The organism is Exiguobacterium sp. s21 (genome assembly GCF_018617975.1).
Lineage (GTDB): Bacteria > Bacillota > Bacilli > Exiguobacteriales > Exiguobacteriaceae > Exiguobacterium > Exiguobacterium mexicanum_A.
The window spans coordinates 41942-67755 of the sequence record NZ_JACSLF010000001.1 but is presented as its reverse complement, the minus strand read 5'-3'; the positions used below and the strand labels follow the sequence as shown (position 1 = coordinate 67755).

General features: G+C 48.3%; 23 protein-coding genes. 16 read left to right on the top strand and 7 right to left on the bottom strand.

What is annotated here, in order from left to right:
- Nucleotides 1-312 precede the first annotated feature (312 nt).
- Nucleotides 313-900: a hypothetical protein gene (locus tag KNP06_RS00340; protein ID WP_214711493.1), complete on the top strand. Its 588-nt coding sequence runs from the start codon at nt 313-315 to the stop codon at nt 898-900.
- 48 nt (nt 901-948) lie between these two features.
- On the opposite strand, the gene KNP06_RS00335 is transcribed toward KNP06_RS00340, so the two are convergent.
- Entirely contained in the window at nt 949-1095 is a 147-nt protein-coding gene (locus KNP06_RS00335) for a hypothetical protein (RefSeq protein ID WP_214711491.1), read from the bottom strand.
- A gap of 336 nt (nt 1096-1431) precedes the next feature.
- Here KNP06_RS00335 and KNP06_RS00330 point away from each other — a divergent pair, with 336 nt between their 5' ends.
- From KNP06_RS00330 to KNP06_RS00300, 7 genes are all read left to right on the top strand, one after another.
- Nucleotides 1432-1620 (top strand): hypothetical protein, encoded by a 189-nt coding sequence (locus KNP06_RS00330; RefSeq protein WP_214711489.1) that lies wholly within the window; start codon nt 1432-1434, stop codon nt 1618-1620.
- 76 nt (nt 1621-1696) lie between these two features.
- Nucleotides 1697-2125, top strand: coding sequence for a JAB domain-containing protein (locus tag KNP06_RS00325; protein ID WP_214711486.1), 429 nt, complete (start codon nt 1697-1699; stop codon nt 2123-2125).
- Between the two features lie 22 nt (nt 2126-2147).
- Complete coding sequence (locus KNP06_RS00320) at nt 2148-3242, top strand: HesA/MoeB/ThiF family protein (RefSeq protein ID WP_214711484.1); 1095 nt, start codon at nt 2148-2150, stop codon at nt 3240-3242.
- Complete coding sequence (locus tag KNP06_RS00315) at nt 3239-4315, top strand: HesA/MoeB/ThiF family protein (protein WP_214711482.1); 1077 nt, start codon at nt 3239-3241, stop codon at nt 4313-4315. Before KNP06_RS00320 ends, KNP06_RS00315 begins: the two co-directional genes overlap by 4 nt.
- Nucleotides 4316-6637 carry an ATP-binding cassette domain-containing protein gene (locus tag KNP06_RS00310; RefSeq protein WP_214711480.1) on the top strand — a complete coding sequence of 774 codons (2322 nt, stop codon included), beginning with the start codon at nt 4316-4318 and terminating at the stop codon, nt 6635-6637.
- A 344-nt stretch (nt 6638-6981) separates the two neighbouring features.
- Entirely contained in the window at nt 6982-7971 is a 990-nt protein-coding gene (locus KNP06_RS00305; protein ID WP_214711478.1) for an ISL3 family transposase, read from the top strand.
- Between the two features lie 224 nt (nt 7972-8195).
- The gene (locus tag KNP06_RS00300; protein ID WP_214711688.1) at nt 8196-8477 is read left to right on the top strand and encodes a transposase; all 282 of its coding nucleotides are present in this window, start codon (nt 8196-8198) and stop codon (nt 8475-8477) included.
- A 229-nt stretch (nt 8478-8706) separates the two neighbouring features.
- On the opposite strand, the gene KNP06_RS00295 is transcribed toward KNP06_RS00300, so the two are convergent.
- Nucleotides 8707-8967: a hypothetical protein gene (locus tag KNP06_RS00295; RefSeq protein WP_214711476.1), complete on the bottom strand. Its 261-nt coding sequence runs from the start codon at nt 8965-8967 to the stop codon at nt 8707-8709.
- A 422-nt stretch (nt 8968-9389) separates the two neighbouring features.
- The gene (locus tag KNP06_RS00290) at nt 9390-9581 is read right to left on the bottom strand and encodes a hypothetical protein (protein ID WP_214712810.1); all 192 of its coding nucleotides are present in this window, start codon (nt 9579-9581) and stop codon (nt 9390-9392) included.
- 139 nt (nt 9582-9720) lie between these two features.
- Between KNP06_RS00290 and KNP06_RS00285 the strand changes: the two genes are divergently transcribed.
- Together KNP06_RS00285 and KNP06_RS00280 are read left to right on the top strand one after the other, a co-directional pair.
- Nucleotides 9721-11133, top strand: a complete 1413-nt coding sequence (locus tag KNP06_RS00285) for an NAD-dependent epimerase/dehydratase family protein (protein WP_214712811.1) — start codon at nt 9721-9723, stop codon at nt 11131-11133.
- Between the two features lie 132 nt (nt 11134-11265).
- The gene (locus KNP06_RS00280; protein WP_214712812.1) at nt 11266-12822 is read left to right on the top strand and encodes a SulP family inorganic anion transporter; all 1557 of its coding nucleotides are present in this window, start codon (nt 11266-11268) and stop codon (nt 12820-12822) included.
- Here the strand turns inward: KNP06_RS00280 and KNP06_RS00275 are convergent.
- Nucleotides 12819-13148 (bottom strand): YolD-like family protein, encoded by a 330-nt coding sequence (locus tag KNP06_RS00275; RefSeq protein WP_131437869.1) that lies wholly within the window; start codon nt 13146-13148, stop codon nt 12819-12821. The genes KNP06_RS00280 and KNP06_RS00275 overlap by 4 nt on opposite strands.
- Nucleotides 13145-14440, bottom strand: a complete 1296-nt coding sequence (locus KNP06_RS00270) for a Y-family DNA polymerase (protein ID WP_214712814.1) — start codon at nt 14438-14440, stop codon at nt 13145-13147. Before KNP06_RS00270 ends, KNP06_RS00275 begins: the two co-directional genes overlap by 4 nt.
- A gap of 194 nt (nt 14441-14634) precedes the next feature.
- Between KNP06_RS00270 and KNP06_RS00265 the strand changes: the two genes are divergently transcribed.
- The 4 genes from KNP06_RS00265 (at nt 14635) to KNP06_RS00250 (ending at nt 20385) form a co-directional block, all read left to right on the top strand.
- Nucleotides 14635-16908 carry a bifunctional 2',3'-cyclic-nucleotide 2'-phosphodiesterase/3'-nucleotidase gene (locus tag KNP06_RS00265; RefSeq protein ID WP_214712816.1) on the top strand — a complete coding sequence of 758 codons (2274 nt, stop codon included), beginning with the start codon at nt 14635-14637 and terminating at the stop codon, nt 16906-16908.
- A 191-nt stretch (nt 16909-17099) separates the two neighbouring features.
- On the top strand, nt 17100-18542 hold the full coding sequence (locus tag KNP06_RS00260) for a carbon starvation CstA family protein (RefSeq protein ID WP_214712818.1): 1443 nt from the start codon (nt 17100-17102) through the stop codon (nt 18540-18542).
- Nucleotides 18543-18637: 95 nt separating this feature from the next.
- Nucleotides 18638-19309, top strand: a complete 672-nt coding sequence (trhA, locus tag KNP06_RS00255; RefSeq protein WP_214712820.1) for a PAQR family membrane homeostasis protein TrhA — start codon at nt 18638-18640, stop codon at nt 19307-19309.
- A 158-nt stretch (nt 19310-19467) separates the two neighbouring features.
- Entirely contained in the window at nt 19468-20385 is a 918-nt protein-coding gene (locus KNP06_RS00250) for a proline dehydrogenase family protein (protein ID WP_138859096.1), read from the top strand.
- Between the two features lie 123 nt (nt 20386-20508).
- Here KNP06_RS00250 and KNP06_RS00245 read toward each other — a convergent pair whose 3' ends face one another.
- Together KNP06_RS00245 and KNP06_RS00240 are read right to left on the bottom strand one after the other, a co-directional pair.
- On the bottom strand, nt 20509-20838 hold the full coding sequence (locus tag KNP06_RS00245) for a hypothetical protein (RefSeq protein WP_251129777.1): 330 nt from the start codon (nt 20836-20838) through the stop codon (nt 20509-20511).
- Nucleotides 20839-21080: 242 nt separating this feature from the next.
- Nucleotides 21081-21983: an SDR family oxidoreductase gene (locus KNP06_RS00240; RefSeq protein ID WP_251129778.1), complete on the bottom strand. Its 903-nt coding sequence runs from the start codon at nt 21981-21983 to the stop codon at nt 21081-21083.
- Between the two features lie 214 nt (nt 21984-22197).
- Here KNP06_RS00240 and KNP06_RS00235 point away from each other — a divergent pair, with 214 nt between their 5' ends.
- Nucleotides 22198-24609 carry a 3-hydroxyacyl-CoA dehydrogenase/enoyl-CoA hydratase family protein gene (locus KNP06_RS00235; protein ID WP_214712822.1) on the top strand — a complete coding sequence of 804 codons (2412 nt, stop codon included), beginning with the start codon at nt 22198-22200 and terminating at the stop codon, nt 24607-24609.
- Nucleotides 24610-24628: 19 nt separating this feature from the next.
- A complete protein-coding gene (locus KNP06_RS00230; RefSeq protein ID WP_214712823.1) occupies nt 24629-25801 on the top strand; it encodes an acetyl-CoA C-acetyltransferase in 1173 nt (390 codons plus the stop codon).
- Nucleotides 25802-25814 lie beyond the last annotated feature (13 nt).

The window sequence follows — 25814 nt, the reverse complement described above, 5'->3', positions numbered from 1 at the left end:
AAATGAAACTTTGTGTTGGCATGCCTGAGTTGCAATACGAGCAAGAACAATCGAATGGTAAAGGTTGATTATCTTTACGCGTTCGTGGAACGAAATCATGAGTTGTGAGTGGCAGAGCAGATGAAGAAGTACAGAGAGACGAAATTGATTCATCTGTATGACTATGCGGTGGAGAATAGGTTTGAAGCCAATCGGGCACCGAGGGCATAGAATCTATGGTACAGGTGATACTCAAAAATTGGCGACGGCAGAAAAGTAGAAACTCATTAACTTTAAAACCATACATTTGAATAAAATAAACACTTCCATAAATTGTCTGATAAATTGTTCATTCAGTCGATGCAGCCCAATCCGGATGAAGAAGCTAAAGCAATCCAACTCGCTGAGCCTTTTGTAGCGGAGCGTTTCGACAATGACGAATTGACGACAGAGGTCACGTTCGACAACATGGGGAATTTCCCGTTCGAATATGCTGCAACCGCAGTTGATTCTGTGACAGGGACCAAGTTTTTCGTCTACGCGGACGAGACGACAGGGGAAGTCGTCGACACGTTTCTCGCATCGAAATGGGAAGATGACGTGACGGATGTCATCGAGGATTCGGTCATAACGGCGTTTGGCCGTGATGTCACGTTCGATGTTTTTTACGACGAAGTAGCCGTGCGACAACTCGACGCCTCGGTGGCGAACCCGCTCGCCTATAAAACGGCCGACGTCGTACCGACAATCTTGTTGACGATTCCTCGGGTGCCGGAGTCAGGGGATGAAGCACTTGTCCGCACCTGGATGGCAGCGTTACAAGAGAGCGACATGTTACGCCATGCGGATGTTCATGTCGACTATGTCGCTAAAAACAGAGAGATCCTTAATGACGGTACTCCGTTAATTCTATCGTTCTAATGAAAAAACACTTTCTGCGCGCAGGAAGTGTTTTTGTTCAATCAATGGTTACCACAAGTTAAATACATCCGCCACAATCGCATCACTGCCATCTTGGAACATGAACAAGCCGAGTGCGATCAACAGACCGCCGATGACGAGTGTGCCGAATCGCATCAGTCCGTTCGTGTTCTTTTTGAATATGCCGCGAATCAAGAGCCATCCACCTGGATAAGACAATGCACACTTATCGGTAGTGTCATATTGAAACTTAATCAATAGACTACGCACTTAGGAGCACGCGTTAACGATGCCTTCAGACGAGTGTTCGACTCCCGCCGCCGCCATTTAAAAGTACCATTTTCCTTAAAATGGAATTTAAGAAAAATGGTACTTTTTCTCGTGAATTTTTACAGTGATAATTGAAACTATTATCGCTTTATTTATAATTACTTTGATAAGTAAAACTTTGTATTAAGACTTTTAAATTTTTATACATAAACCCAAAATATGTTATATAATAATAGTCATAAAAGATAGGTGGTGATATTTATGGAAAACAAACCAATGCTTTTATTTGAAGAGGTTTCTGAAACTGAATTGTTTGCTGAGTATACAGCTAACTGTTCTGGCAGTCGTTCTGATTGTTGTACACGTGTTTGTACTCGTAATAAAGAAATGGCCACTGAAGAAGAATGGGGTAAGTTTTTAGAAATCGAAGGCGGCATTATTCAGTACTAAACAAAAAGTTAAGAATAATATTTGGCCTGATTGCGTATGCTTATCATGGCCTTTTTAATTATATTGGAGGAAGAAAATGATTCCGTCAGTTAGACTAACATTAAAACAAGATTCTATTATACCCATTCATCAGAAAACAATTTATGGTTGTGAAGAGGCTGTACCTATATTTCAAAACAGAATTGGTGATTGTGCTCGAGAGTGTGTCGGTCTGATCTGTCTAGATGCAAATAATAGAATCTTGAATTACAGTGATATAAATTTAGGCATGACTGACAAAGTTCCTGTAGACCTTGCGGTTTTATTTAAAACAATCCTGCTTTCAAATGCTTCTTCTATTGTCATAGGACACAATCATCCTTCAAGTATAATAAAACCATCTGCAAATGATGTGGAAATGACAAAAAAAATAAATGAATTATGTTTAATTTTTGGAATTAAACTTATTGATTCTATTATTGTGGGCCCAACTAAAGAGTTTTATTCTCTTCGTTCAAATATTTAATAGCAAAAGGAAAAGGAAATTTATGAATATAATCTATAAAATAAAAGACTCGGTTGATTTATTTCTAACTGAAGATATTTTAACTGCCTACTTCATGAATACCAGAATTCAAAAACGTTTTAAAGTAAATGGAAATGTAATAAGAATTCTTGAAACAATTGATGGTATTAAATCGCTTCAAGAAATATCAAGTGAGTTGAACATTAGTTTAGAAGAGTTATTGAATGTAACTAGTAACATGGAGAGTAAGAAAATCATTTATAAAGTTCAAAATATTACTGGGTTATTAAGTAAGTATGAAATCAAAAAATTTGATAGACAATTGAATTATTTTGGAGAGTTTTTAGAAACTCGAGAAGAAGCATTAATTGCTCATCAAAAATTAAGAGATACTAAATTCTTATTATTTGGAGCTGGCGCAATTGGTGGAAATATTGCTATTCAACTGGTGATGTCTGGAGCAAATAACATTACGTTAATTGACTATGATAAGGTTTCAGATTCTGATGTTTCAAGACATTCTTTTTACTCTGAAAAAATGCGAGGGAGATTAAAGATTGATGTATTAGGTGAAGAACTAGTTAAAATTAATCCTGATTTGAATTTAAAAAAAGTAAACGAGTATATACACCCCTTAACTCCACTAGAAGGGTATATATTTAATTGTGATTTCGTCATAAATTCGTTAGATGAGCCTTATATTGGTTATACCTCTGCTAAGATTTCTAGACTTTGTGTTCCTAAACATATCCCTCATTTTATTGCGGGGGGATTTGATGCACACCTTGCGAGCACTGGAGAATTAATTATTCCTGGGGTCACGCCATGTGTGGAGTGCTATGCAGTTCATTTTAAAAAAGTTTTAGAAGGCTGGAAACCAGAGCCGCATCCAGTAAAAAATCGGTCTAATGAAATAGGTGGATTACCTTCCATGAGTTTATTTTCTTCCTCTTATGCAGTAACGGAAGTTATTAAGTATATTTCGGGATTAATATCACTTGATGATATTTATAAGACTAGAGGAGAGTTACTTTTTAAAGATTTAAAATTGACGTACATAAATTTGGATAAAGATCCGGACTGTAAAGTATGTGGGAAGATAGGAAAAAAAATATGAATCTAAAATTAAGATCATCAGTTTCAACAATTGAAAGGGAAAAAAATATTATAGAGTTTTTTAAAACTAATACGCGAGAACAAGTTTTAATTAGATCTTTAAGTCCTGTTTTAAAACAATTTATACTGTCTTTAGATGATACGTTTACTCTTGAAGAATATATAAAAAAAGAGAATTTAGAAGAGTATAAAGAAGAGTTGATAAAATTTGTAGAGTACTTATATTCAAAAGGTATATTATCAAATATTGGACTTTTAGATTTAAAGGATTATGAAAATAATAGAAGAATCATACATTTTATAGAAGATTATTCAACTTCTGATTCTCATCTAAAAGAAATGTGGCTTAATCTCAAGCATAGTAAAGTTGTAATTATCGGTCTTGGGGCAGTGGGATCATGGGTTGCACTAAATTTAGTACAATCAGGTGTTCAAAACATCGTTCTAATTGATGATGATGTGATAGATGTTACAAATTTGCATAGGCAATTTGGATACTGTACTAATGACATTGGTGAACTAAAAGGAAAAGTTCTTGCAAAAAAATTGAAAAGTTTTAACTCGGAACTTGAAGTTCAACATATTTCAAAGGTGTTAGATAGTAATTTATTAGAAACCCTACAACTTAGAGATTCGGATTTAATTGTAAATTGCGCTGATACGCCTAATGTAGATACGACGTCCTTATGGGTTGGAGAATATTGTATGAAATATTCTATTCCTCATATTGTAGGAGGTGGATATAACATGCATTTATCATTAATAGGTCAAACTATCATTCCCTTTGAAACTGCATGTGTAAAATGTTTTGAAATACAGTTAAAAGAAATGAATAATATTGATCCGACATCAGTAAAAAAATTGGTCGTTAAAAACAGAAAGATAGGCAGTTTTGGCCCGATGTGTTCAATCATTGCAAGCTTTATTGGGATGGAAGCAATAAAAGTATTAACAAAAGAGATAACTCCTGCCAACGTTAATAGAAGGGGAGAATTTAATATATATACAATGGATGTTACGTACAAAGAATTTTTAAAATTGAGTGATTGTCCATGGTGTGGAGGGATATTTTGAATGAACCCAAAATATATTGAAATTGTTGGAGCGGAAGACAATAATCTAAAGAATATTGATGTTAAAATCCCCTTGAATAAATCTACTGTAGTGGTAGGGGTTTCAGGGAGTGGAAAGTCGACTTTAGTATATGACACGTTGTTTAACGAAAGTAAAAGAGCATTTATGGAGCACTTACTTATCAATCACTCTGGGGGACTAAACAAGGGTCCTTCAAAAGTAAAAACTATAAAAAATTTGCCGGCTGCATTTAGTGTCTCTCAACATTCGTATAATAGTAATCCTCGATCTACAATTGGTACATACACAGATTTGTCCGACTTATTAAGAGGTTTATATGCTTATACAGTCCGCTTTGAATCAAATAAAGTATATAAGCCCAATGATTTTTCTGCTAATAATCCAATGTTTAGTTGCCCGACTTGTCAAGGAATTGGGGAGTCGTACCAACTAAACAAGGATTCAGTAATTCCTGATATAACCAAAACATTGAATCAACATGCAATTAAGTTTTTTCAAGATAACGATAAATCATTAAAGTTTATGACTTTAAAAAAGTATTGTGAGCTAAAGGATATTCCAATGGATATCCCATTTTCTGATCTTCCTGAAAATTGTCAAACCGATTTACTGTACTCTAACGATAACTATGAATATGAGGTAAGGTATAAAACTAATAAAAACAGGTATAAGACGAAAAAAGTAGTATTTAAAGGGGCGTTTGTTTTGCTAGAGGAAAGTTTAAACTCTATAGATACCCCATCCACTTTTAAAAGTATACAAAAATTTTTAAAACTAGGTCAGTGTAGTGACTGTTTAGGGTTAAAGTTAAAAAAAGAGATTTTAGACTTGAAGATTAATAAATTAAGTATTTCCGAAGTAGAAAACTTAAGTTTAGACGAATTAAGTTTATGGATTAATGAGGTTAGAAATTCATTCGGTTCGAAAACACAGAATATTATAAATATAATTAATGATATTGAGTTGAAATTACAACCATATATAAATTTAAAAATAAATTATCTTACATTAAGTCGTTCAATACCAACTTTATCTGGAGGTGAATTGCAGCGAGTGAGAATTGCTTCTCAACTTAGTAATCCTTTAATTGGATTGTTATACATCTTTGATGAACCATGTAGAGGTCTACATCCTAAGGATATAAAGTATATTATTAACGCCATCTTTACCTTTATAAAAAAAGGTAATACTATCGTCTCGATTGAACATAATGACAATTTTATTTCACAAATGGATAACAAAATTTATTTAGGTCCTACAGGTGGTTATAGAGGTGGCTATCTAATCACTGAAGATGAGTATAAAATAGAAATGCAAAAAAGTTCATTGCCTATTAAATGTGACAAGAAATCTACTAAAATAGAGTTTTTAAAATTTGAAGGAATTTCAAAAAATAATTTATTAAATTTAAATTGTGAAATTCCTAGATATGGAATCACTGCAATTATAGGGGCTTCAGGAAGTGGTAAGACTTCTTTAATGAATGTGATTTATGGTAGTTTGAAACATCGCAAGCCAGAAGACTGTAAACAAATTTATAATTATGAACATTGTGAAAATATTTACTTTCTTGATCAAAAACCGATTCATTCGAATAAACGATCTATAGTAGCTACCTATTTAGAAGTTTTTGATGAAATTAGGAATATTTACGCTAGTGCTGAAAAATCAAAGTATAAAAAATTTAGTGCCAGTCATTTCAGTAAAAATCTTGACGGTGGAAGGTGTCAAGATTGTTTTGGACAAGGTGAGATAAAAGTTGAAATGTCTTATTTAGAAGATATGTATTATATTTGCGAATCATGCAATGGAACGGGTTATAAACCAGAAATTTTAGAAATAACGTATTTAGGTAAAAACATCTTTGAATTTTTACATACTGATGTTGATGAATTATTAAAAATAGTCCCTTCTGAAAATGTCATGTATAAAAAGTTAGAAATGTTGTCTGTTCTTGGTATGGGATATATTAGATTAGGGCAAGTTACAGGAAGTTTATCGGGGGGAGAGTCTCAACGCGTTAAGTTGGCAAAAATTTTAGGAAAAAGAGTTAAGAGCAACTCCGTATTTCTTTTGGATGAGCCTACTGCGGGATTAAGTCAAATAGACTCTAATAAATTAAGCCTAATCCTTAATGAAATTAGCCATAAAAATACAGTAATTATTACTGAACACAATGAAGAATTTGTAAGGAGAAATGTGAATTATCTAGTGGATCTAGGTACGAATGTTGGCCAAAAGAATAGTACTATTTTACAAGGTAAACTAGGAAGTGTTATTAGTAAATGTTCTTTTGCATAATATAATTAAGTACTTACAATTTTAATCAGACTGTAGACAAAACATTGTCTGCAGTCTTTTTTATTTGCCCGATGTGAACGCTAGAATAAAATTGACAGTTTTTGCTCGATACGATTTTACACTATTGCCGAAAAATCAGAACAGAACTCCGATAGATTAGTTGAGGCTATTTTATCTGGAGGGAATCGATTTGGAGGAAAAGTTAGTGCTACACATCACAATTCATCAAATGTATCAGCAAAACATGAAAGTGTGTAATCAACGCTGTTAAAATGGTTCTTGCTCACTTTTGATGAAGCACGTCTTCGGGAATTAGTTCACTAAAAGGATTGAAGGGATCAATCATGTTAAACGAGTTTCTTCCAGAACTAGAAGTGGTCGAGGTGAACCGTCGTGATGAAACATATCAGTTCATTTGTCATGGAAAAAAGTCGTGCGCACCCTGTCCCCATTGCACTAAAAGCTCACATCGTGTCCATAGCCGATACATCAGGACATTGCATGATGAGCGTGTGTTCGGATTTGATGTGCAGCTATGGATTCAGGCAAGACGTTTCTTTTGCGACGAACTAAGCTGCCCCTCAAGCATCTTTACAGAGAGATTTCCTTCCCTGTGTCGACCACACTCCCGCAGAACAATCCGTTTAGAACGTGGGCTACTGAGGCTCTTAAGTGGAATGAGTGCGATCGGGCTGGAACGTATCTTGAACAATATCAGCGATAGTACGCTACTCCGACTGTTGAAACGCTCACAACATCATCGGAAAACGCCTGACCCTCGCGTGGTCGGCATTGATGATTGGGCCTGGAGAAAACGAAAAAAGTACGGGACAATCATCTGTGATCTAGAGACACGACGCCCGATCGCCTTACTTCCTTCTCGGGATGTCAAAACCGTCTGTGCTTGGATTCGTTCGCATCCCACCATCCAGGTGGTGGCACGTGACGGGTCCATGGAGTTTCGGGAGGCCATCCGTTTGGCCGATGAGACGATTCAACAGGTGAGTGACCGATGGCACTTGTTTCATAACTTAGGGAAGAAAATTGAAGACATCTTGAAGCGACGTCTTCCATATAGCGAAAAAATCCTTCTCGAACCGGACGGCCTTAACGCCGAACGTGAACTGACAGACGCTGAAAGAAGAAAATGGACGCTTATTCTCGCAATACAACAGGATGCGAGACAGGGTGTTCCGATTTCCGAGTTGATCAGACGTCACCATATCGACCCAAAGACGTGCCGTAGATACCTACAGATGACAGAGCCACCAAGAATCAGTCGGTCACATCGACGACACAGCGCAGACATCTACAAGGGAGACATCGTCAGATAGATCCGCCAAGGCAGGACGACCGAATGGATGTACCTGACGTTGAAACGGAAAGGATATCTCCGTGAAATCAGTACGTTTCGACCTTATGTGGCAAGATTGAAAAAAGCAGTCCCACACGAGATTAACATCAATCGACGAATCATCCAGAAAGTCCTCTGGGAGGACGAGCCTTCTAACAAACCACTTCTCATAAAGATACTGGACATCCATCCTTTCTTGAAGGTATTGAACGAGCTCGTCCGTTCAAAAATCTTTTCAGCGAAGCGACGTCTGAACAGGATATCTTATGGTGGTGTGAACAGGCACAAAGGGCGAACGAAGCCCCACTAGCCTCTTTCGCGACCTATATACGAGGGGACATCGACGCTATCCGGCTCGGGATGACGCTGCCTTGGTCGAACGGCATGGTCGAGGGACAGGTCAACCGACTGAAGACGATCAAACGCCAAATGTATGGTCGGGCGGGATTGGAGCTGTTGCGCATCAAAATATTGAATGTCACTTGAGGCTCGTTGTTCTACTGAAATATGAATCGATGTCTACATAACCATAGGGATGAAGCGTTTCACCAAAAGTGAGCAAGAACCAATTTTAACAGCGTTGATTACATAAAGTCACGTTTCAGGCGAACTGAAACGTGACTTTGTCTACAATCTGTTTTGATAACTAACATTTTTTGATTTTAAAATACTCGATAATTATTTTACAAATTTATCTTTTTAACTATTTTTAGTGTTACTTTAAAGATTTATTTGTACTTATATACTTTCCATTTTCATCTTGAGTCAAATAACCTCTATTCACTAATTCTTTAGCACAAACTTGTTTTTCTTCACGAGATACAGTGTTTTTAAATTTATTTACAATATCTCTATCAGTCTTATTTGATATGTTGGATTGTATTTTGTTGAGTCGTTTCTCTTTTTTTTCTCCTTCAGTAATAACGTTATTTGCAATTAATGAAAACAGTTCAGTTGCATTTTTCCAAAAACTCATTTCAAGCATCCTCCTTTAAATATATTCCTTTAATTTTATCATTTTTAACTTTTATATCTATGTATTTCTAATAATGGTAAAAATAAAATTTATATATTTATAATTAATTAGTTCATGGTTTCTTTTTAATTTTTTGGTTATGTTACTAATACTCATGAATGGTTTTTATGTTTATATTGAGCTAAAGTTGATTAATATCCACGGTAGCGAGCAACGAAGGTATAGTCGCCAATTGTTAACTATCTAAATGCCAATCTTATTGACTCATTCTACTCCTCCGTTCGGCTATCGCCTGAACAGTGATTTGTAGACAATAGATATAAGACAAAGCGAGCCTATCCATTTTTAAGAATTGACTCGCTTTTACTATAAAAAAGCAAAGAAAAGAAAAATTCTCTATGGCTACTAACTTTGTCTGATGTTTACCACAAGTTAAACAAATCCGCCACAATCGCATCACTTCCGTCTTGGAACATGAACAAGCCGAGTGCGATTAACAGACCTCCGATGACGAGGCTTCCGAAGCGTATCAGTCCGCTCGTGTTCTTTTTGAATAGGCCGCGAATCACGAGCCCTCCACCGATCAATAGCATCAAGAAATACCAAAACCCCATAGCCATTCCTCCTCTGCTTGTAGTTGAGTCTAGTTTACATATATTTTCCAGTACATACTGTAGGGCGTGAGACTGATTTAATCTCAGTCCAAGACGGGTACAGTACCTTTATGTGTAAATAAAGGGGAGAGTGACCACTATGCGAAAAACCATCGTCATCGCGGGCGCGAGCGGCTATATCGGCTCGAACGTGATGGACTATTTAAAAGAAGAGTATGACGTCATCGCCTTGTCCCGCTCGACAAAAAACAAGGAAAACGAGGACCACATCACGTGGCGGTCGTGCGATTTATTCTCGTATGAACAGACACGTGAGGCGTGCGAGGGAGCGGACTACGCCATGTTCCTCGTCCACTCGATGATTCCGGACGGCGGGTTGACGCAGGCGACGTTCGAAGACATGGACGCGCTCATCGCCGACAACTTCGCCCGGGCGACAAAAGCGAACGACATCGAACAAATCGTCTACTTGAGCGGCATCATTCCGAAAGAGTCGAAGACGTTGTCACGTCACTTGAAGAGCCGGCTCGAGGTCGAACGGATTCTTGGCGGCCAAGGTGTACCGGTGACGACGATTCGGGCCGGACTCATCATCGGTCCAGAAGGCTCGTCGTTCCCGATTCTCGCGAAGCTCGTCAAACGGTTGCCGGTCATGATTCTCCCGAACTGGACGAAGACGGAGACGCATCCGATCGATTTGCGCGAAGCGGTGCAGGCGCTCATCTCGGTCGTTGGGGCCGAGGCGCTGTACGACCATCATATCGATATTGGTGGACCGGAAGTGATGACGTATCGGAAGATGATTGAAGACACGGCTGACGTCATGGGCAAACGCCGCGTCATGATCGACTTCCCGTTCCCGACGATCAAATTGTCCCGCCTTTGGGTCATGGCCGTGACGGGTGAACCGAAAGACACGGTCTATCCGCTCGTCGAGAGCATGGGCCACGCCATGGTCGCGAAAGACACGACCGGCGTCAAACAAGGAGAAATCCCGTTCAAGGAAGCGGTCGAGCACGCACTTGAGGAAGAAGAGAAACAGAAGTCAGGCGGCGGCAAGAAGAAAAAAGCACCGCAACAGTACACCGTCCGCTCGATTCAACGGTTCGGCCTGCCCGAGAACAAGTCGGCGCTATGGATGGCCGACACGTATTTCGAGTGGCTCGGCCGGCTCGCGTATCCGCTCATCCAGACGACGAAAGAGGACGATGATTGGGAGATTGCGCTCCTGCGACCGTCACTCGTCGCGCTTCATCTGTCGCTCGAAGACGAGGCGACGGACGATATGGCCTCTTATGAAATCGATGGCGGCTTGTTCGCGAAGTTGAGTGAGGATGACAAGACAGGCCGGCTCGAGTTCAGACGGCTCCCGGAGTCGGAAGAAGGGCTCGTCGCCATCCATGAGTTCGTACCGGCGCTGCCGTGGTGGTTCTATACGAAGACGCAGGCGAAAGCCCACCTCGTCGTCATGTGGCTGTTCGGCCGTCACGTCCGTCTGCTTGGGGAAGATGCGGACGAGGGCGACCAAGTCGTCGAAGCACCGACGAATTAACGAAGACGCATCCATCGCGATGCGTCTTTGTTTTGTCGATTATGTTAACGTTTTGCCGGAGTCGTTTACAAAGGGCAGGGACAGGCGTACACTGAACTCGTTTTCGACATAATGGAAAGAAGGAATGCAAGAATGGACAACCTCATGACATCACGCCAAGGATGGCAGAAAGACATCTCGGCCGGGATCACCGTCGGGGTCGTCGCCGTGCCGCTCGCGATGGCGTTTGCGATCGCCTCAGGTGTCGGACCGGTGTACGGCCTGTACACGGCCATCATCGCTGGGATCCTCGTCAGCCTGTTCGGGGGCTCGACGTTCCAAATCGCCGGACCGACCGGCGCCTTCATCCCGATCGTCTCGGGCGTCATGCTCGTGCACGGCTACGAAGGGTTGCTCGTGACGACGTTCCTCGCCGGCTTGCTCTTGTTCCTCATGAGCGTACTCCGCGTCGGACGACTCATCCGCTTCATGCCGCGCGCCGTCACGATCGGGTTCACGGCCGGAATCGCCGTCGTCATCTTCGTCGACCAGCTCGACGAACTGTTCGGCATCTCGTTTCAGAAGGCGCCGCACTTCCACGAGAATTTACTGAAGCTCGTGACGTCGTTACATGAAGCGAGCTTATGGCCTGTCTTCATTGCCGCCATCGGTTTCATGACGCTCTGGCTCGTACCGAAACTGCCTGTAAAATTGCCGCTTCTCTTGATGGCGATGCTCGTGCCGACGTTCGTCAGTCTCGTCGTCCCAGGAGAAGTCGCGACGATTGGCAGTGCCTATGGCGGCATCCCGAGCGGACTGCCTGAGTTCAACTGGCTCGCCATCGACCTCGATTTGATTGTGACGCTCATGCCATCGGCGTTCGCCATCGCCTTCCTCGGGGCGCTCGAGTCGCTATTGTCGGGTGCGGTCGCGGACGGCATGGCCGGCACGAAGATGAACCCGGACAAGGAACTGTTCGGGCAAGGGCTCGCCAACGTCGTCGTCCCGTTCTTCGGCGGGATCCCGGCGACCGGCGCCATCGCCCGGACGGCGACGAACATTCAAGCCGGGGCCGTCAGTCGCCGTTCCGGCGTCATCCACGGGTTGACGGTGCTCCTCGCCGTGCTCGTGTTGGCACCGCTCGCGAGCTACGTCCCGCTGGCCGCACTCGCCCCGATTCTAATGCGCGTCGCTTGGAATATGTCGGAGCGGCACCACGTCTTCGAGATGCTCAAGCATCGGTCGGCTGAGTCGCTCGTCCTGCTGATCACGCTCGGTCTGACCGTGTTCGTCGATCTCGTCGTCGCCGTCGAGGTCGGGGTCATCTGTGCGCTCGCCTTGTTCGCGAAACGGATGGCCGATACGATCGACGTCCGCGAACAGACGGAACGGTACGTGACGCGCGACGGCCAGGTCGTCTTCAGCGTCGAAGGACCGCTCTTCTTCGGGGCGATCGAGATGTTCGAGCATGTGTTGCATCATATCCATGACGAGCCTGACGTGTTCATCTTCAACTTCCACCGCTGTCCGGTCATCGACGTGACGGCCGTCGAAGAGATTCGCCGCGTCGTCCGAGAGTTGAAAGCGGCCGACCGTCGTGTCGTCTTCGCGCACTTGTCGGCACCCGTGCGCCAGACGCTCACGCATTATGGCGTGCTCGACCACGTCGACACGTTCGAAACGACGCAGGAAGCGATTGACGCGTCTTAACGGACGGACAGAATCTGACCGAACGGGATGCGACGCACGTCCGTGTCGAACAGCTCGACTTCACGCTCGGCATAATAGATGGCGTGGACGTAGCCGCGCACCGTATGGGTCATGCCGTTGTCGAACAGCGTCAGCTCGACGGCGTCGCCTTCACGGATGGCGCGTTCGAGCTCGGTCTGCCACAAGTAGAGCAACTGCTCATCCAAATCGGGCAGCTCGATCTTTTGGACGTGGGCGTAATATTTCTTCAGGAGCGCCACGTGCTCGGGCATGAGGAACGGAATCCATTTCAATTCACCGCGGTCTTTGTAGCGGGTCTGGCTCATGACGATTCACCTCCTTGTTTATGTCCGCCGATGAGGCGTTGCCGCGTCCGAAGCGGACTGTCTTTCAGTAAACTCGATGCCGGGCGGATCGTGCCGCGCCCGAAGCGGACGTTCAAGCTATCGACGAGGTCGAGAAAGTCGAACCGGCGCGCCCGGGCCCACTCGTCCTCGAAGAACGACAGCTGAACGTGGTCGCTCCGGGGCTCGAGTTTGCCGAGGGCGACCGACACGTAACGCACGGCCTCCGTCTCGTCCCATGCGTCGAGGAAGAGCGTCAACAACACCGGCAAGAACTCGCGCTCGTCCGCTGTGAAGCGGGCGAGTTTTTTTTGTTTGCTGAACCCGTGCCGCTCGCTCGTCCGGGTGTAACGGACACCAAGATGGACGCTCCCGCCGACGAGACCGGCCTGCCGCGTCCGCATGCCGACCTCGACGGCAATCGCCTGCAAGACGAGCCGGATGGCCGCGTACGTCGCATAGTCCTTCATGAGCGTGATGCCGTGGCCAATCGTCCGGGGCCGTTGCCGTTTCGCCCCGAACAGGGAGCTCGGCGGGAGGATCGTCGGCGATTCGTCGATGCCCCAGGCGTGATGCCACAGCTCGGCGCCGATGACGCCGAACTTCTCATGGAGCGTCTCGAGCGGATAGCGGGCGAGGTCACCGATCGTCTCGATGCCGAGCCGCCGGAGATGGACTTCCATCTTCGCCCCGACGCCCCACATCTTGCCGATCGGGGCCGGGTGGATCAACTTCTCGACGTCGTGGAGGAAACAGCTGGCGACACCTGTCTTCTTCCCATGCAGGTCGAGGACGAGCTTGGCGAGGACGTTGTTCGGTCCGATGCCGATTGTGACCGGGATGCCGGTGTAGCGGAACACGGTCGAGCGGATGAGGCGGGCGACGTGCGCATCGTTCCCGAACAGCCGCTCCGTCCCGGTCAAGTCGACGAGCGTCTCGTCGACCGAGTAGACACGGATCGCCTCGGGGGGTGCGAACTGATGCAAGATGTGGACGATTTGGACGGACACGTTCAAATAGTGGCTCATCCGGGCCTCGGCGTAGATGACGTGCCGTCGTTCGTGCCACGGCAACCGGTCGATGTGGAACCGTCTAGAGCCGGTCTTGATGCCGAGCTGCTTCATCGGCGGCGTCGCGGCGAGGACGAGGGCGCCGTGGTCCTGTAAGTTCGATAAGACGACGAGCTTTGTCTTGTACGGGTTCAACTTGCGGGCGGCGCACTCGCAACTGGCGTAGAACGAGACGCTGTCGATACAAAAAATCCGGCGTCGCATAGCCACCTCTCCTTTTACGAACAAGTGTTCTGTTTTTCTCATCGTATCACGGTCTCACGCCGTCTCAAATAGAAATTGAAAAAAATATTGGATAGAACATTTGAGAATTAATTTACAAAAAGTAATGGTTGCGTTTACAAGCTGATGATATAGTAAAAGATGTTGGGACATTTTTGGAAAAAGGGGAAATGGATATGAGAACAGCTTTAAAATGGACGATTACGACAGCGCTCGTATTACCGGCGACGTTACCGCTCCACGCACCGAACGTGCTCGCGTCAGAAGACGTTGTAAAGCTCCGCTTCTTGGAGACGACGGACTTACATACGAATATCACGAACTACGATTACTTCCAGGACAAAATCGATAACACGATCGGGTTGACGAAAGTCGCGACGTTGATTCAGCAACATCGCACGGACGCCGGAAAGCCGAACACGTTCCTATTCGATAACGGGGATACGCTTCAAGGGACGCCGTTCGGGGACTACGTGCGTGAAGTGCATCAAGGAAATCCGGGCACGTTCGAGCATCCGATGTACAAGGCGATGGCGGCGCTCGAGTTCGATGCGGTCACACTCGGGAACCACGAGTTTAACTTTGGGCTCCAGTTCTTGTATGACGCGATGCAAGGGTCGAAAGGAAAGCTTCGCTTCGTCAACTCGAACGTGAAGGACTTGTCAGGCGAGCCGATCGTCTCGAAATACAATGAAGACGGACAAGAAGTCCAAATCATTGAACGTCAAGTCGTCGACGGGGACGGCGAGACACATACAATCAAAGTCGGTGTCTTCGGTGTCGTGCCGCCAAAAATCATGTCGTGGGATTCAGGGAATCTCCAAGGCAAGGTGACGGCAGATGATATGGTACCGGCAGCAAAAGCGGCCGTCGCCAAATTGAAAGAGCAAGGTGCGGACGTCGTCGTCGCACTCGCGCACTCAGGGATCGGGGAAAGTGCGGCACTTGCGGAAGAACAGTCAGATGGGGAAGAGAACGTCGGCTACGCGCTCACGAAAATCGAAGGGCTCGACATGATCATGACCGGTCACCAGCACGGCCGTTTCCCAGACGCGAATGGCATGTTCACTTCATTCCCGAATGTGGATATGAACAAAGGGACAATCAACGGCAAGCCGGTCGTCATGGCGAACAACCAAGGGAAAGACCTCGGTGTCATCGACCTCGACCTCGAGCTCGTCGACGGCAAGTGGAACGTGCTCGACGCGCACGCGAAACTCGATACAGTCAAGGCGGACACACCGGTCGACCCGACGATCGCCTCGCTCATCGACGCGGACCATAAGGCGACGATCGAATACATCAACCGCCCGGTCGGTGAGATTCAAGACGACATCCAAAGCTACTTCGCGCTCGTCCGTGACGACGCGTCGGTCCAGTTCGTGACGAACGCGCAGAAATGGTACGTCGAGAAAGAACTCGCGACGAACCCGGAGCTTGCGGCGTATAAAGAGCTCCCTATCCTTTCAGCCGGGGCACCATTCAAAGCGGGTAACCGTCAGTTGACGGACGCCAGCTATTACACGAACATCCCGAAAGGCTCGATCGCATTGAAAAACGTAGCCGACCTATACGTCTTCCCGAACACGCTCGAAGTTGTCAAAGTGACAGGCGCGGACGTGATGGACTGGCTCGAGATGTCAGCTGGGGCTTACAAACAAGTCTCGGATACGAACGATGAATTGCTCAACTTGGAGTTCCGCAGCTACAACTTCGATATCCTTGACGGCCTCACGTATGAGATTGACGTGACGGGTCCAGCCAAGTTCGATGCGGGTGGGAAATTGATTCCGGAAAACAAAGATGCGAACCGCATCAAGAACGTGAAGTATAACGGCAAGCCGATCACACTCGACCAAGAGTTCCTCGTCGCGACGAACAACTATCGCGCTGGCTCGACATCGTTCCCGGGACTCGGTGGCGGGAAGAACATCGTTTACCGTTCGGCGTATGAGACACGGAACGTCATCTCGGACTATATCGTCTCAGGCAAGCTCGAATACAAAGCGGATGACAACTGGAAGATCGTCGCTGATGCGAAACGGACAGCGAAGTTCGAGACGGCCGATGCCGGCAAACAGTACGTCGACCTGTATGAAGGCATCGAAGCGACCGAGACGACACGTCCGGATGCGGCGAATCGCTTGTTCCGCACATACACGATCGAACTCGATCAAGCGGCAGTCGAACTCGCCCTCACGGTGAACACGATCAAACCAGGTGCGAAAGCGGTGACAGGGACGACGACACCGAACGCCAACGTCACGTTGAAAGATGGCGACAAAGTGCTCGCGACAGCGAAAGCGGACAAAGACGGTGCGTATACGCTCGTGACGAAACCGCTCAAGCTTCGCCAAACGGTGACGATCGTCAGTAAACTCTTTGGTCAAATGAAAGAAGAGACGAAAGTGGTTGGAGCCGGTCATGTCGGTGTCCCGGCCCTTCGTTAATCAATGAACGAGCCCTCAGTTTTGAGGGCTTTATTTTGTGTCAAAAAAGTGAACGAAACCTCTTACGAAAAAAGGGGAACTGCTGTATAATCAATCACGTAAGCGTTTACATTATATGTGTAAAACAACGGAATTCATTTTTTCGGGGCCGGTGGGGACCGGCTACATACGTTCAAAAGGGGACAGCACACATGATTACATTCTTTATCGCCTTGGCGATTCTATTCGTCGGGTACAAAGTGTACGGCAGCTACGTCGAGAAGACGTTCGGCATCAAGGAAGAGCGGACGACACCTGCCTACGCGTCACAGGACGGCATCGACTACGTGCCGATGGGGAAAAAACGGAACTCGATGATTCAACTGTTGAACATCGCCGGAGTCGGCCCGATTTTTGGTCCAATCATGGGGGCGCTCTACGGACCGGTCGCGTTCCTGTGGATCGTCTTCGGATCGATTTTCGCTGGAGCGGTACACGACTATTTGACGGGCATGATCTCACTTCGGAACAACGGGGCGCACTTGCCGCAACTCGCCGAGAAGTTCCTCGGCCGCTCGCTCCGCCACGTCGTCAACGGGTTCGCCCTGCTTCTCTTGCTTTTGGTCGGGACGGTGTTCGTCACGTCGCCGAGTAACATGATCAACAACTTGTTCGACGGCAACGCGACGACGCTCACGATCGTCATCTTCGCCGTGTTCGCCTACTACATCTTGGCGACATTGCTCCCGGTCGATAAGATCATCGGGCGCATCTACCCGTTCTTCGGGGCGCTCCTCATGATCAGCGCCATCGGGATCGCCGTCAGCCTGTTCGCGCAAGGCTACCAGATCCCTGAGATGACACTCACGAACATGCATCCGGACGGCTTGCCGATTTGGCCGCTCCTCTTCTTCACGATCTCGTGTGGGGCGCTCTCAGGCTTCCACGCCACGCAGTCGCCGATCATCTCGCGGACGACGATGAAAGAGAGCAACGGCCGTGAAATCTTCTACGGCATGATGATTGTCGAAGCGGTCATCGCCATGATTTGGGCCGGGGCCGCCATGGCCATCTTCGAGCCAGGCGAATTGCTCGGATTGATTCAAACCGGTACGCCGGCACTTGTCGTCCAAGAAGTGGCGACGCTCATGCTCGGCAGCATCGGCGGCACGCTCGCCATCCTCGGTGTCATCGTCTTGCCGATCACATCGGGCGACACGGCGTTCCGTAGCGCTCGGATGATCATCGCCGACTATATGAAAGTCGCGCAGAAGAAGTTCTCGTCACGCCTGTGGATCGCGCTCCCGCTCTTCGCGATCTCATACGTGCTCACGAACATGGACTTCCAGATGCTCTGGCAATACTTCAACTGGGCCAACCAGACGACGGCGGTCATCGCCTTATTCGTCGGAGCGATGTACCTCTACATCAAAGGGCGTAATCACTATATCGCGCTCATTCCGGGAACGTTCATGTTGTATGCGGTCTGGTTCTATATCTTGACGGCACCGATTGGCTTCAAGATGGATGGGGTCATCCCGTACGTCATCGCCACGATTGGGACAATCACGCTGCTCGTCTTGTTCCACATACGTGCTAAAGCGATGCGGGCACAAAATATGGAATGTGACGTCCCGGTGAAGGATGTCGCATAATCCACAGACATGGGTCGCTTCGACCCATGTTTTTGTTTGCGTTGAAATCGGGAAATGACCATACTAGAGGAATAGATTTGAAAGGTGGGACCTGAATGGATCAAGAGAAGCTAAAAGACATGCTCCATGCCGATACGCTCGGTGAAGAGATTGCGAGCGCCATCACTCACGGGCTTGGCGTCATCTTCAGCATCGTCGCATTCGTTCTGCTTATCATGACGGCAACGGAGACGGGAAGCACAGGTAATGTCATCGCGGTGAGCGTGTTCGGGGCATCGATGATTTTACTGTACCTGTTCTCGACACTCATGCATGCGATTCCGCATCCCCGGGCGAAACGCGTGCTCCAAGTGTTCGACCATGCGGGGATTTACTTACTCATTGCGGGAAGTTATACGCCGTTCGCGCTCGTGTCGCTCAAAGGGACGCTCGGTTGGACGCTGTTCGGAATCGTCTGGGGCGTCGCCGTGCTTGGTGTCGTCTGGAAACTGTTCTCGACCGGGAAGTACATGTGGGTATCGAACGTGACGTATCTCGGCCTCGGCTGGATTTGTCTCATCGCCATCCGTCCGCTGTACGAGTCGCTCGGTCATAACGGGTTCATGTTGCTCCTCGCTGGGGGGATCGCCTATTCGGTCGGGATCGTCTTTTACATGTGGCAGAAACTGCCGTTCAACCACGCGATCTGGCATATGTTCGTCCTCGCTGGAAGTGTGCTCGTTTTCCTCAGTATTTTGCTCTATGTGGCACCAAATACAAGCCTGTAAAATAGACGTCCTCCGGGGCGTCTGTTTTTTTCTAAATCTAAGGAAATGAATCGGTGAAAACGATTACAAAATTACAGACGAATGGACGTTTGTATGTCATAATAATTTCAGACATCGTCATAGAGATAGATGGGTGTAAACGTAAGGGGGAAAATCAGATGGAAAAAGTGTTGCGCGATGGATTTATCTACATGTCTCAAAACAAAACACTCAACAGTTTGGCTAAAAAATACGGGCTTCGGTTCGGGGCTTCGCGCTTTGTGGCGGGGGAAGATTTCAAGACGTCGGTGCCGACGATTCGTGAGTTAAACGCGAAAGGATTATCGGTCACGGTCGACCACTTAGGGGAATTCATCACGACGGTCGCAGAAGCGAACGAAAACCGGGATGAAATCATTCGTGCCATCGAAATCATGGCGGAAGAGAAGCTTGACGCGTACATGTCGCTCAAGCTGACGTCGCTCGGATTCGATATCTCGGACGAGTTGATCGAAGACAACATGCGTCAAATCTTGACGACGGCGAAAGAAGTCGGTGTGTTCGTCGCCATCGATATGGAAGACGAGGCACGTTGCGAGAAGACGCTCGACTTGTTCAAGAAATTGAAAGCGGACTTTGAGGGCCTGGGGACGGTCATCCAGTCATACTTGTACCGCTCGGAAGATGACATCAATCATCTCGCGCCGCTCAAGCCGAACCTTCGTATCGTCAAAGGGGCTTATAAGGAACCGGCGACGGTCGCTTTCCCGGAGAAAGAAGACGTCGACCACAACTACTTGAAGCTCGTCAAACTCCATCTGGCGAACGGGAACTACGCCTCTATCGCAACACATGACGACCATATGATTGATGCGGTCATCGAACATGTGAAACTGAACAACATCCCACTCGACCAGTTCGAGTTCCAAATGCTGTACGGCATCCGGGTCGAGCGTCAACTCGAGCTCGTCCGTCAAGGCTACAAAGTCCGCGTCTACGTGCCATACGGCCGTGACTGGTACGGCTACTTCATGCGCCGCCTCGCAGAACGTCCGGCGAACGTCGCGTTCGTTTTAAAAGGGATGGTCAAGAAATGAGAATAGCACGAACGTCCATCGAGGGCGTTCGTGCTTTTTTGATGTGTTCGATATTATTTGATGACATCGATTCGCGTGTTTTAGGCGCATTTGTTTAAAGAAACTATGCCACGATTCAGATTTTTACTCTTCTTCATCTTTTTCAACCCAAAAATCCGGACCGATTTGATCAGACGTCCAAAAGAAAAGCTCTTGCTCGTATTCTGGGTTCACATCTTGCAAGGCGTCTGATGTAAACAGGTACTGTTTATTTTGAATGAACGCATCTCGGATAAAGTATTTCATATGATACGGACCATATCCATAGGAAGTATTCACGTCTGGCGAAGGGTTCTCTCCCATGCGAACGTACAGATGTGCTTGCGCTAAAAATGTAAACATTCGCGCAAGGGCGAGATAGCCTTCGACGTTGCCGACGAAATTGACGCCTTGTTCGTTCAATTTGATTTCCATCTTGGCATCATGGTTAAAGTGAGGGTCGAACTCTAAAATGTCTTCGTCGTACTCGTCTTCATCGTCAGGGTAATGCGTCCACCGGCGCCCTGACTCATGCAGGAAAGCAGTCCGACGAAAACCCCCGCAGTGCCGGGAACGGCGCGAGGAGGCTTCGGGACTGCCTGCTGAAAGCATGGGCGCCGAAAGGACGCATTATATGTAAAAGAAAGACCCAGCTGTAAACTGGGCCTGCGACAAGATTATCCGTTTACGACCGTCCCACCGTTGACGTGGATGACTTGCCCGCTGACGTATGTCGAATCGTCACTTGCGAGATACACATAAGCCGGTGCGAGTTCCGCCGGCTGACCCGGACGTTTCATCTCGGCCGAGTCACCGAACGAGGCGACTTTATCTGCCGGGAACGTCGCTGGGATGAGCGGTGTCCAGATTGGACCTGGTGCGACACCGTTGACGCGAATCTTCTTCTCGGCCAAGTTCTTGGCGAGCGAACGTGTGAACGCTGTGATCGCACCTTTCGTCGATGCGTAGTCGATCAATTGATCATTACCTTCGTACGCTGTGATCGACGTCGTGTTGATGATGCTTGCGCCTTCGTTCAAGTACGGGAGGGCGGCTTTCGTCAAATAGAACATGCTGAAGATGTTCGTGCGGAACGTCTGCTCGAGCTGGTCGTCCGAGATGTCGAGGAGTGACTCCTGCGGATGTTGTTCGGCAGCGTTGTTGACGAGGATGTCCAAATGGCCGAACGTCTCGAGCGTCTGTTTGACGACGTCTTGACAGAAAGCCGAGTCGCCGAGGTCACCTTGCAGCAATAGACAAGCTTGACCGAGTTCTTCGATGCGTTCTTTCGTCGCCTCGGCGTCCTCGAGCTCGTTTTGATCTTTATAGACGATGACCGTGTTCGCACCTTCATGGGCGAAGAAGATGGCGACCGATTTCCCGATCCCCGAGTCGCCGCCTGTGATGATGGCGACTTTATCTTTTAGTTTATCGCTTCCTTTATAGCCTTCACGCTCATAGATTGGGAACGGCTCCATCTTCGAGTCGATCCCCGGTTGATGGGCCTGCTCTTGGCCGTCCTTTTTGAACGACTCAAAATCATGTCGGTTCCCCATTGTGTTTAAGCGATTATCACTCATGAATACATTCCCCTTTCTAAAATTGACTCTTTGTGTCTATACCACAGTCACCGAAAAATGAATCGTCCTCGGTGAAATTGGAACGAATTTGAAAAATGAACGCTTGCGAATGAATTGTCATTCATTTATGATAAAAGAGTAAACACGATGGTGATTGCGATTTTTTTTACGCTTGAAATGAATCACTATTCATTCTCATTGAGGGGGGAACAATATGACGAGTCACATCGAACAATCAGCCGACCTCCGTTTGACGAGCAACATTCGTTTTGCGGTCGTCATCGGTTCAGGAGTAATGGGGGCGGGGATTGCGGCTCACTTGGCGAACGCGGGGATTCGTTCGCTCATGCTCGACATCGTACCACGTGAATTGACGGCGAAAGAAGAAGCGAAAGGGCTCACGCTCGAGTCACCACAAGTGCGGAACCGCATCGCTTCCGAGAACCGTCAGAAGCTATTGAAACAGAACCCGGCACCGCTCGCGACAGCGGAGCACTTGAACTTCATCGACGTGGGGAACTTAGAAGATGATCTCGAGCGCTTGAAAGAAGCGGACTGGGTCATCGAAGTCGTCGTCGAACGGCTCGACGTGAAACAGCAACTGTTCGAAAAGATTGCTCCTTACATCCGTGAAGACGCGATTCTCAGCTCGAACACGTCTGGGATCTCGATTGAGGCGATGGCGAGCGTGTTGCCGGAAGACTTGAAGACACGTTTCCTCGGGACACACTTCTTCAACCCGCCGCGTTATTTGAAATTGCTCGAACTCATCCCGACGGAGCAGACGGCACGTCCAGTCGTTGACTTCATGGCTCGCTTCGCGGAAGACCGTCTTGGGAAAGGTGTCGTCGAAGCGAAAGACACACCGAACTTCATCGGCAACCGCATTGGCACGTACGGACTCCTCGTCACGTTCGAAGAGATGCTCAAACACAACGCCTCGATCGGCGAGATGGACTCGATCACCGGACCGCTCATCGGCCGGCCGAAATCGGCAACATTCCGCACGCTCGACGTCGTCGGCATCGACACGTTCGTCCACGTCGCTGGAAACGTCTATGAGACACTCGACGCAGGCGAAGAGAAGGACACGTTCGACGTCCCGGCTGAAATGAAGACGCTCGTCGAGAAGGGCTGGATCGGTCAAAAGGCCGGACAAGGCTTCTATAAGAAAGACGGCAAGGTCATCCAAGAGTTGAACTTGAACACGTTCGAGTACGAACAATTGAAAGCGATTACAGGTCCGGAACTTGATCAAATCAAGTCGCTCCCGGGCTCAAAAGCGAAGTTGAAAGGTGCCATCTTGAACAAGGGCCGCATCGGACAACTGCTCTGGCCGGTCACGGCGAAGACGCTCGTCTACTCGGCTCGTCTCACAGGCGAGATCAGTGATTCGATCGTCGCCATCGATGACGCGATGAAGTGGGGCTTCGGCTGGAAGTTCGGACCGTTCGAGACGTGGGACGCACTCGGCGTCGAGAAATCGGTCGCCCGCATGAAAGCGGAAGGTTATGACGTCCCGGCGTGGATCGACGAGATGCTCGCTGCCGGACACACGACATTCTATAAGGGAGACCAGTATTATGACCAAGCGTCACAGACGTACGTTGAGAAGACCGTCAACCCGAAAGAAGTGAAACTCGCACCGCTCGCCAAGTCGAACGGAATCGTGCTCGAGAACGGTGGGGCCCGCCTGATCGATATCGGTGACGACGTCGTCGCCCTCGAGTTCACGTCACCGAACAATGCGATCGGTGTCGACATCATGCAGATGATTGAACAGTCGATCGACCTCGTCGAGACCGACTTCAAAGGACTTGTCCTCGCCAACGACGGCAAGAACTTCTGTGTCGGCGCTAACCTCGCGATGATGCTCATGGAAGCGGAAGACGAGAACTGGTACGAGCTCGATTGGATCATCAACAAGTTTCAACAAGTCGTCCAGAAGATTCGCTATGCGGGTCGCCCGGTCGTCGTCGCGCCTTACGGCATGACGCTCGGCGGCGGAACCGAGATCAGCTTGCCGGCCGCACGTATGCAGACGGCGCTTGAGACGTATATGGGTCTCGTCGAAGTCGGTGTCGGTCTGATCCCAGGTGGGGGCGGGAACGTCAACACGTACCGTCGACTCCTCGAGCAGACGCCGAAGTCGATGCAAAACATCGAGAAGGCGGCGCAACAGACGTTCGAGAACATCGCCATGGCGAAAGTATCGAAGTCGGCCTATGACGCGAAAGCGCTCGGCTATCACCGTCCGGTTGACGGTATATCGATGAACCGTGACCACTTGACGTTCGATGCGAAACAGACGGTGCTCGGACTCGCTGACGGTTATACGGCACCGGTTCGTGAGAAGTTGCCGGTCGTCGGTCAAACGGGGAAAGCGACGCTCGAACTCGCGGCGTACGAGATGTTCTACGGTGGCTATATCTCTGAACACGATTTGAAGATTGCGAAAAAACTTGCCCACGTCATCAGCGGCGGCGATTTGGCATACGGCACGATGGTCGACGAGCAATATTTCCTCGACATCGAGCGCGAGGCGTTCCTAAGCCTCATCGGGGAGCCGAAATCGCAGCAACGGATGCAACATATGCTCGTCAAAGGCAAGCCACTTCGGAACTGACAAAAGGGGGACTTAACAGATGAGAGAAGCAGTCATCGTGGCCGGCGCACGGACGCCGGTCGGAAAAGCAAAACGCGGATCGTTCCGAAACGTTCGCTCGGACGAACTCGCGGGTCACGCGATTAAGGCGACGCTCGAGCGATCGGGCTATACGGGACCGATTGACGACGTCATCATGGGATGCGCCATGCCGGAAGCGGAGCAAGGGATGAACATCGCCCGTTACGCTGCCGTCCGGGGCGGCTTGTCGCACGAAGTACCGGCCATCACGATCAACCGTTATTGTTCGTCAGGCCTGCAAGCGATCGCCGACGCGGCAGCGAAAATCATGATCGGCCAAGCGACGGCGGTCATCGCCGGCGGTATGGAATCGATGAGTCTCGTCCCAATGGGCGGACACGTCATCCGTCCGAACCCGACGATCATGGAGACGGCGCCGGAATACTATATGAGCATGGGCCACACGGCAGAACGCGTCGCGGCTGAATATAACATCTCGCGCGAAGACCAAGACTTGTTCGCCATCGACAGCCACCAGAAGGCGGCGGCAGCGATCGCCGGCGGCAAGTTCGAAGAAGAGATCGTCCCGGTCACGGTCGTCGAGCACGTGCTCGGTGAGGACGGGAAAGTCGCGGAACGTGAATTCGTCGTCAAGCACGATGAAGGCGTTCGTGCCGACTCGACGCTCGAGGCGCTCGGCAAACTGCGCCCGGCCTTTAAAATCAAGGGTTCGGTGACAGCAGGGAACGCGTCACAAGTATCAGACGGCGCGGCAGCCGTGCTCGTCATGGAGCGCGAAGAAGCGGAACGTCAAGGCTTGAAGCCGATGGCGAAATTCCTCTCGTTCGCGGTCGGCGGTGTCCGTCCAGAAGTGATGGGTATCGGACCAGTCGTCGCCATTCCGAAAGCGCTCGAGATGGCCGGTGTGAAGTTGGAAGAAGTCGGATTGTTCGAATTGAACGAGGCGTTCGCGAGCCAATCGCTCGGCGTCATCCGTGAACTCGGGATTGACCCGTCAAAAGTGAACGTCAACGGCGGCGCGATCGCCCTTGGGCATCCGCTTGGTTGCACGGGCGCGAAACTCGCGGTCTCAATCTTGCATGAGATGAAACGACGCAATGAAAAGTATGGGGTTGTGACGATGTGCATCGGTGGCGGTATGGGCGCTGCTGGCGTCTTCGAATTACTATAAAGGGGGAATTAGA

Excerpts from the sequence above, each read along its gene's own strand:
- KNP06_RS00330 (WP_214711489.1), top strand. The coding sequence starts at position 1,432 with ATGGAAAACAAACCAATGCTTTTATTTGAAGAGGTTTCTGAAACTGAA.
- KNP06_RS00325 (WP_214711486.1), top strand. The coding sequence starts at position 1,697 with ATGATTCCGTCAGTTAGACTAACATTAAAACAAGATTCTATTATACCC.
- KNP06_RS00320 (WP_214711484.1), top strand. The coding sequence starts at position 2,148 with ATGAATATAATCTATAAAATAAAAGACTCGGTTGATTTATTTCTAACT.
- KNP06_RS00315 (WP_214711482.1), top strand. The coding sequence starts at position 3,239 with ATGAATCTAAAATTAAGATCATCAGTTTCAACAATTGAAAGGGAAAAA.
- KNP06_RS00310 (WP_214711480.1), top strand. The coding sequence starts at position 4,316 with ATGAACCCAAAATATATTGAAATTGTTGGAGCGGAAGACAATAATCTA.
- KNP06_RS00305 (WP_214711478.1), top strand. The coding sequence starts at position 6,982 with ATGTTAAACGAGTTTCTTCCAGAACTAGAAGTGGTCGAGGTGAACCGT.
- KNP06_RS00295 (WP_214711476.1), bottom strand. The coding sequence starts at position 8,967 with ATGAGTTTTTGGAAAAATGCAACTGAACTGTTTTCATTAATTGCAAAT.
- KNP06_RS00290 (WP_214712810.1), bottom strand. The coding sequence starts at position 9,581 with ATGGGGTTTTGGTATTTCTTGATGCTATTGATCGGTGGAGGGCTCGTG.
- KNP06_RS00285 (WP_214712811.1), top strand. The coding sequence starts at position 9,721 with ATGCGAAAAACCATCGTCATCGCGGGCGCGAGCGGCTATATCGGCTCG.
- KNP06_RS00280 (WP_214712812.1), top strand. The coding sequence starts at position 11,266 with ATGGACAACCTCATGACATCACGCCAAGGATGGCAGAAAGACATCTCG.
- KNP06_RS00275 (WP_131437869.1), bottom strand. The coding sequence starts at position 13,148 with ATGAGCCAGACCCGCTACAAAGACCGCGGTGAATTGAAATGGATTCCG.
- KNP06_RS00270 (WP_214712814.1), bottom strand. The coding sequence starts at position 14,440 with ATGCGACGCCGGATTTTTTGTATCGACAGCGTCTCGTTCTACGCCAGT.
- KNP06_RS00265 (WP_214712816.1), top strand. The coding sequence starts at position 14,635 with ATGAGAACAGCTTTAAAATGGACGATTACGACAGCGCTCGTATTACCG.
- KNP06_RS00260 (WP_214712818.1), top strand. The coding sequence starts at position 17,100 with ATGATTACATTCTTTATCGCCTTGGCGATTCTATTCGTCGGGTACAAA.
- trhA (WP_214712820.1), top strand. The coding sequence starts at position 18,638 with ATGGATCAAGAGAAGCTAAAAGACATGCTCCATGCCGATACGCTCGGT.
- KNP06_RS00250 (WP_138859096.1), top strand. The coding sequence starts at position 19,468 with ATGGAAAAAGTGTTGCGCGATGGATTTATCTACATGTCTCAAAACAAA.
- KNP06_RS00245 (WP_251129777.1), bottom strand. The coding sequence starts at position 20,838 with ATGGAAATCAAATTGAACGAACAAGGCGTCAATTTCGTCGGCAACGTC.
- KNP06_RS00240 (WP_251129778.1), bottom strand. The coding sequence starts at position 21,983 with ATGAGTGATAATCGCTTAAACACAATGGGGAACCGACATGATTTTGAG.
- KNP06_RS00235 (WP_214712822.1), top strand. The coding sequence starts at position 22,198 with ATGACGAGTCACATCGAACAATCAGCCGACCTCCGTTTGACGAGCAAC.
- KNP06_RS00230 (WP_214712823.1), top strand. The coding sequence starts at position 24,629 with ATGAGAGAAGCAGTCATCGTGGCCGGCGCACGGACGCCGGTCGGAAAA.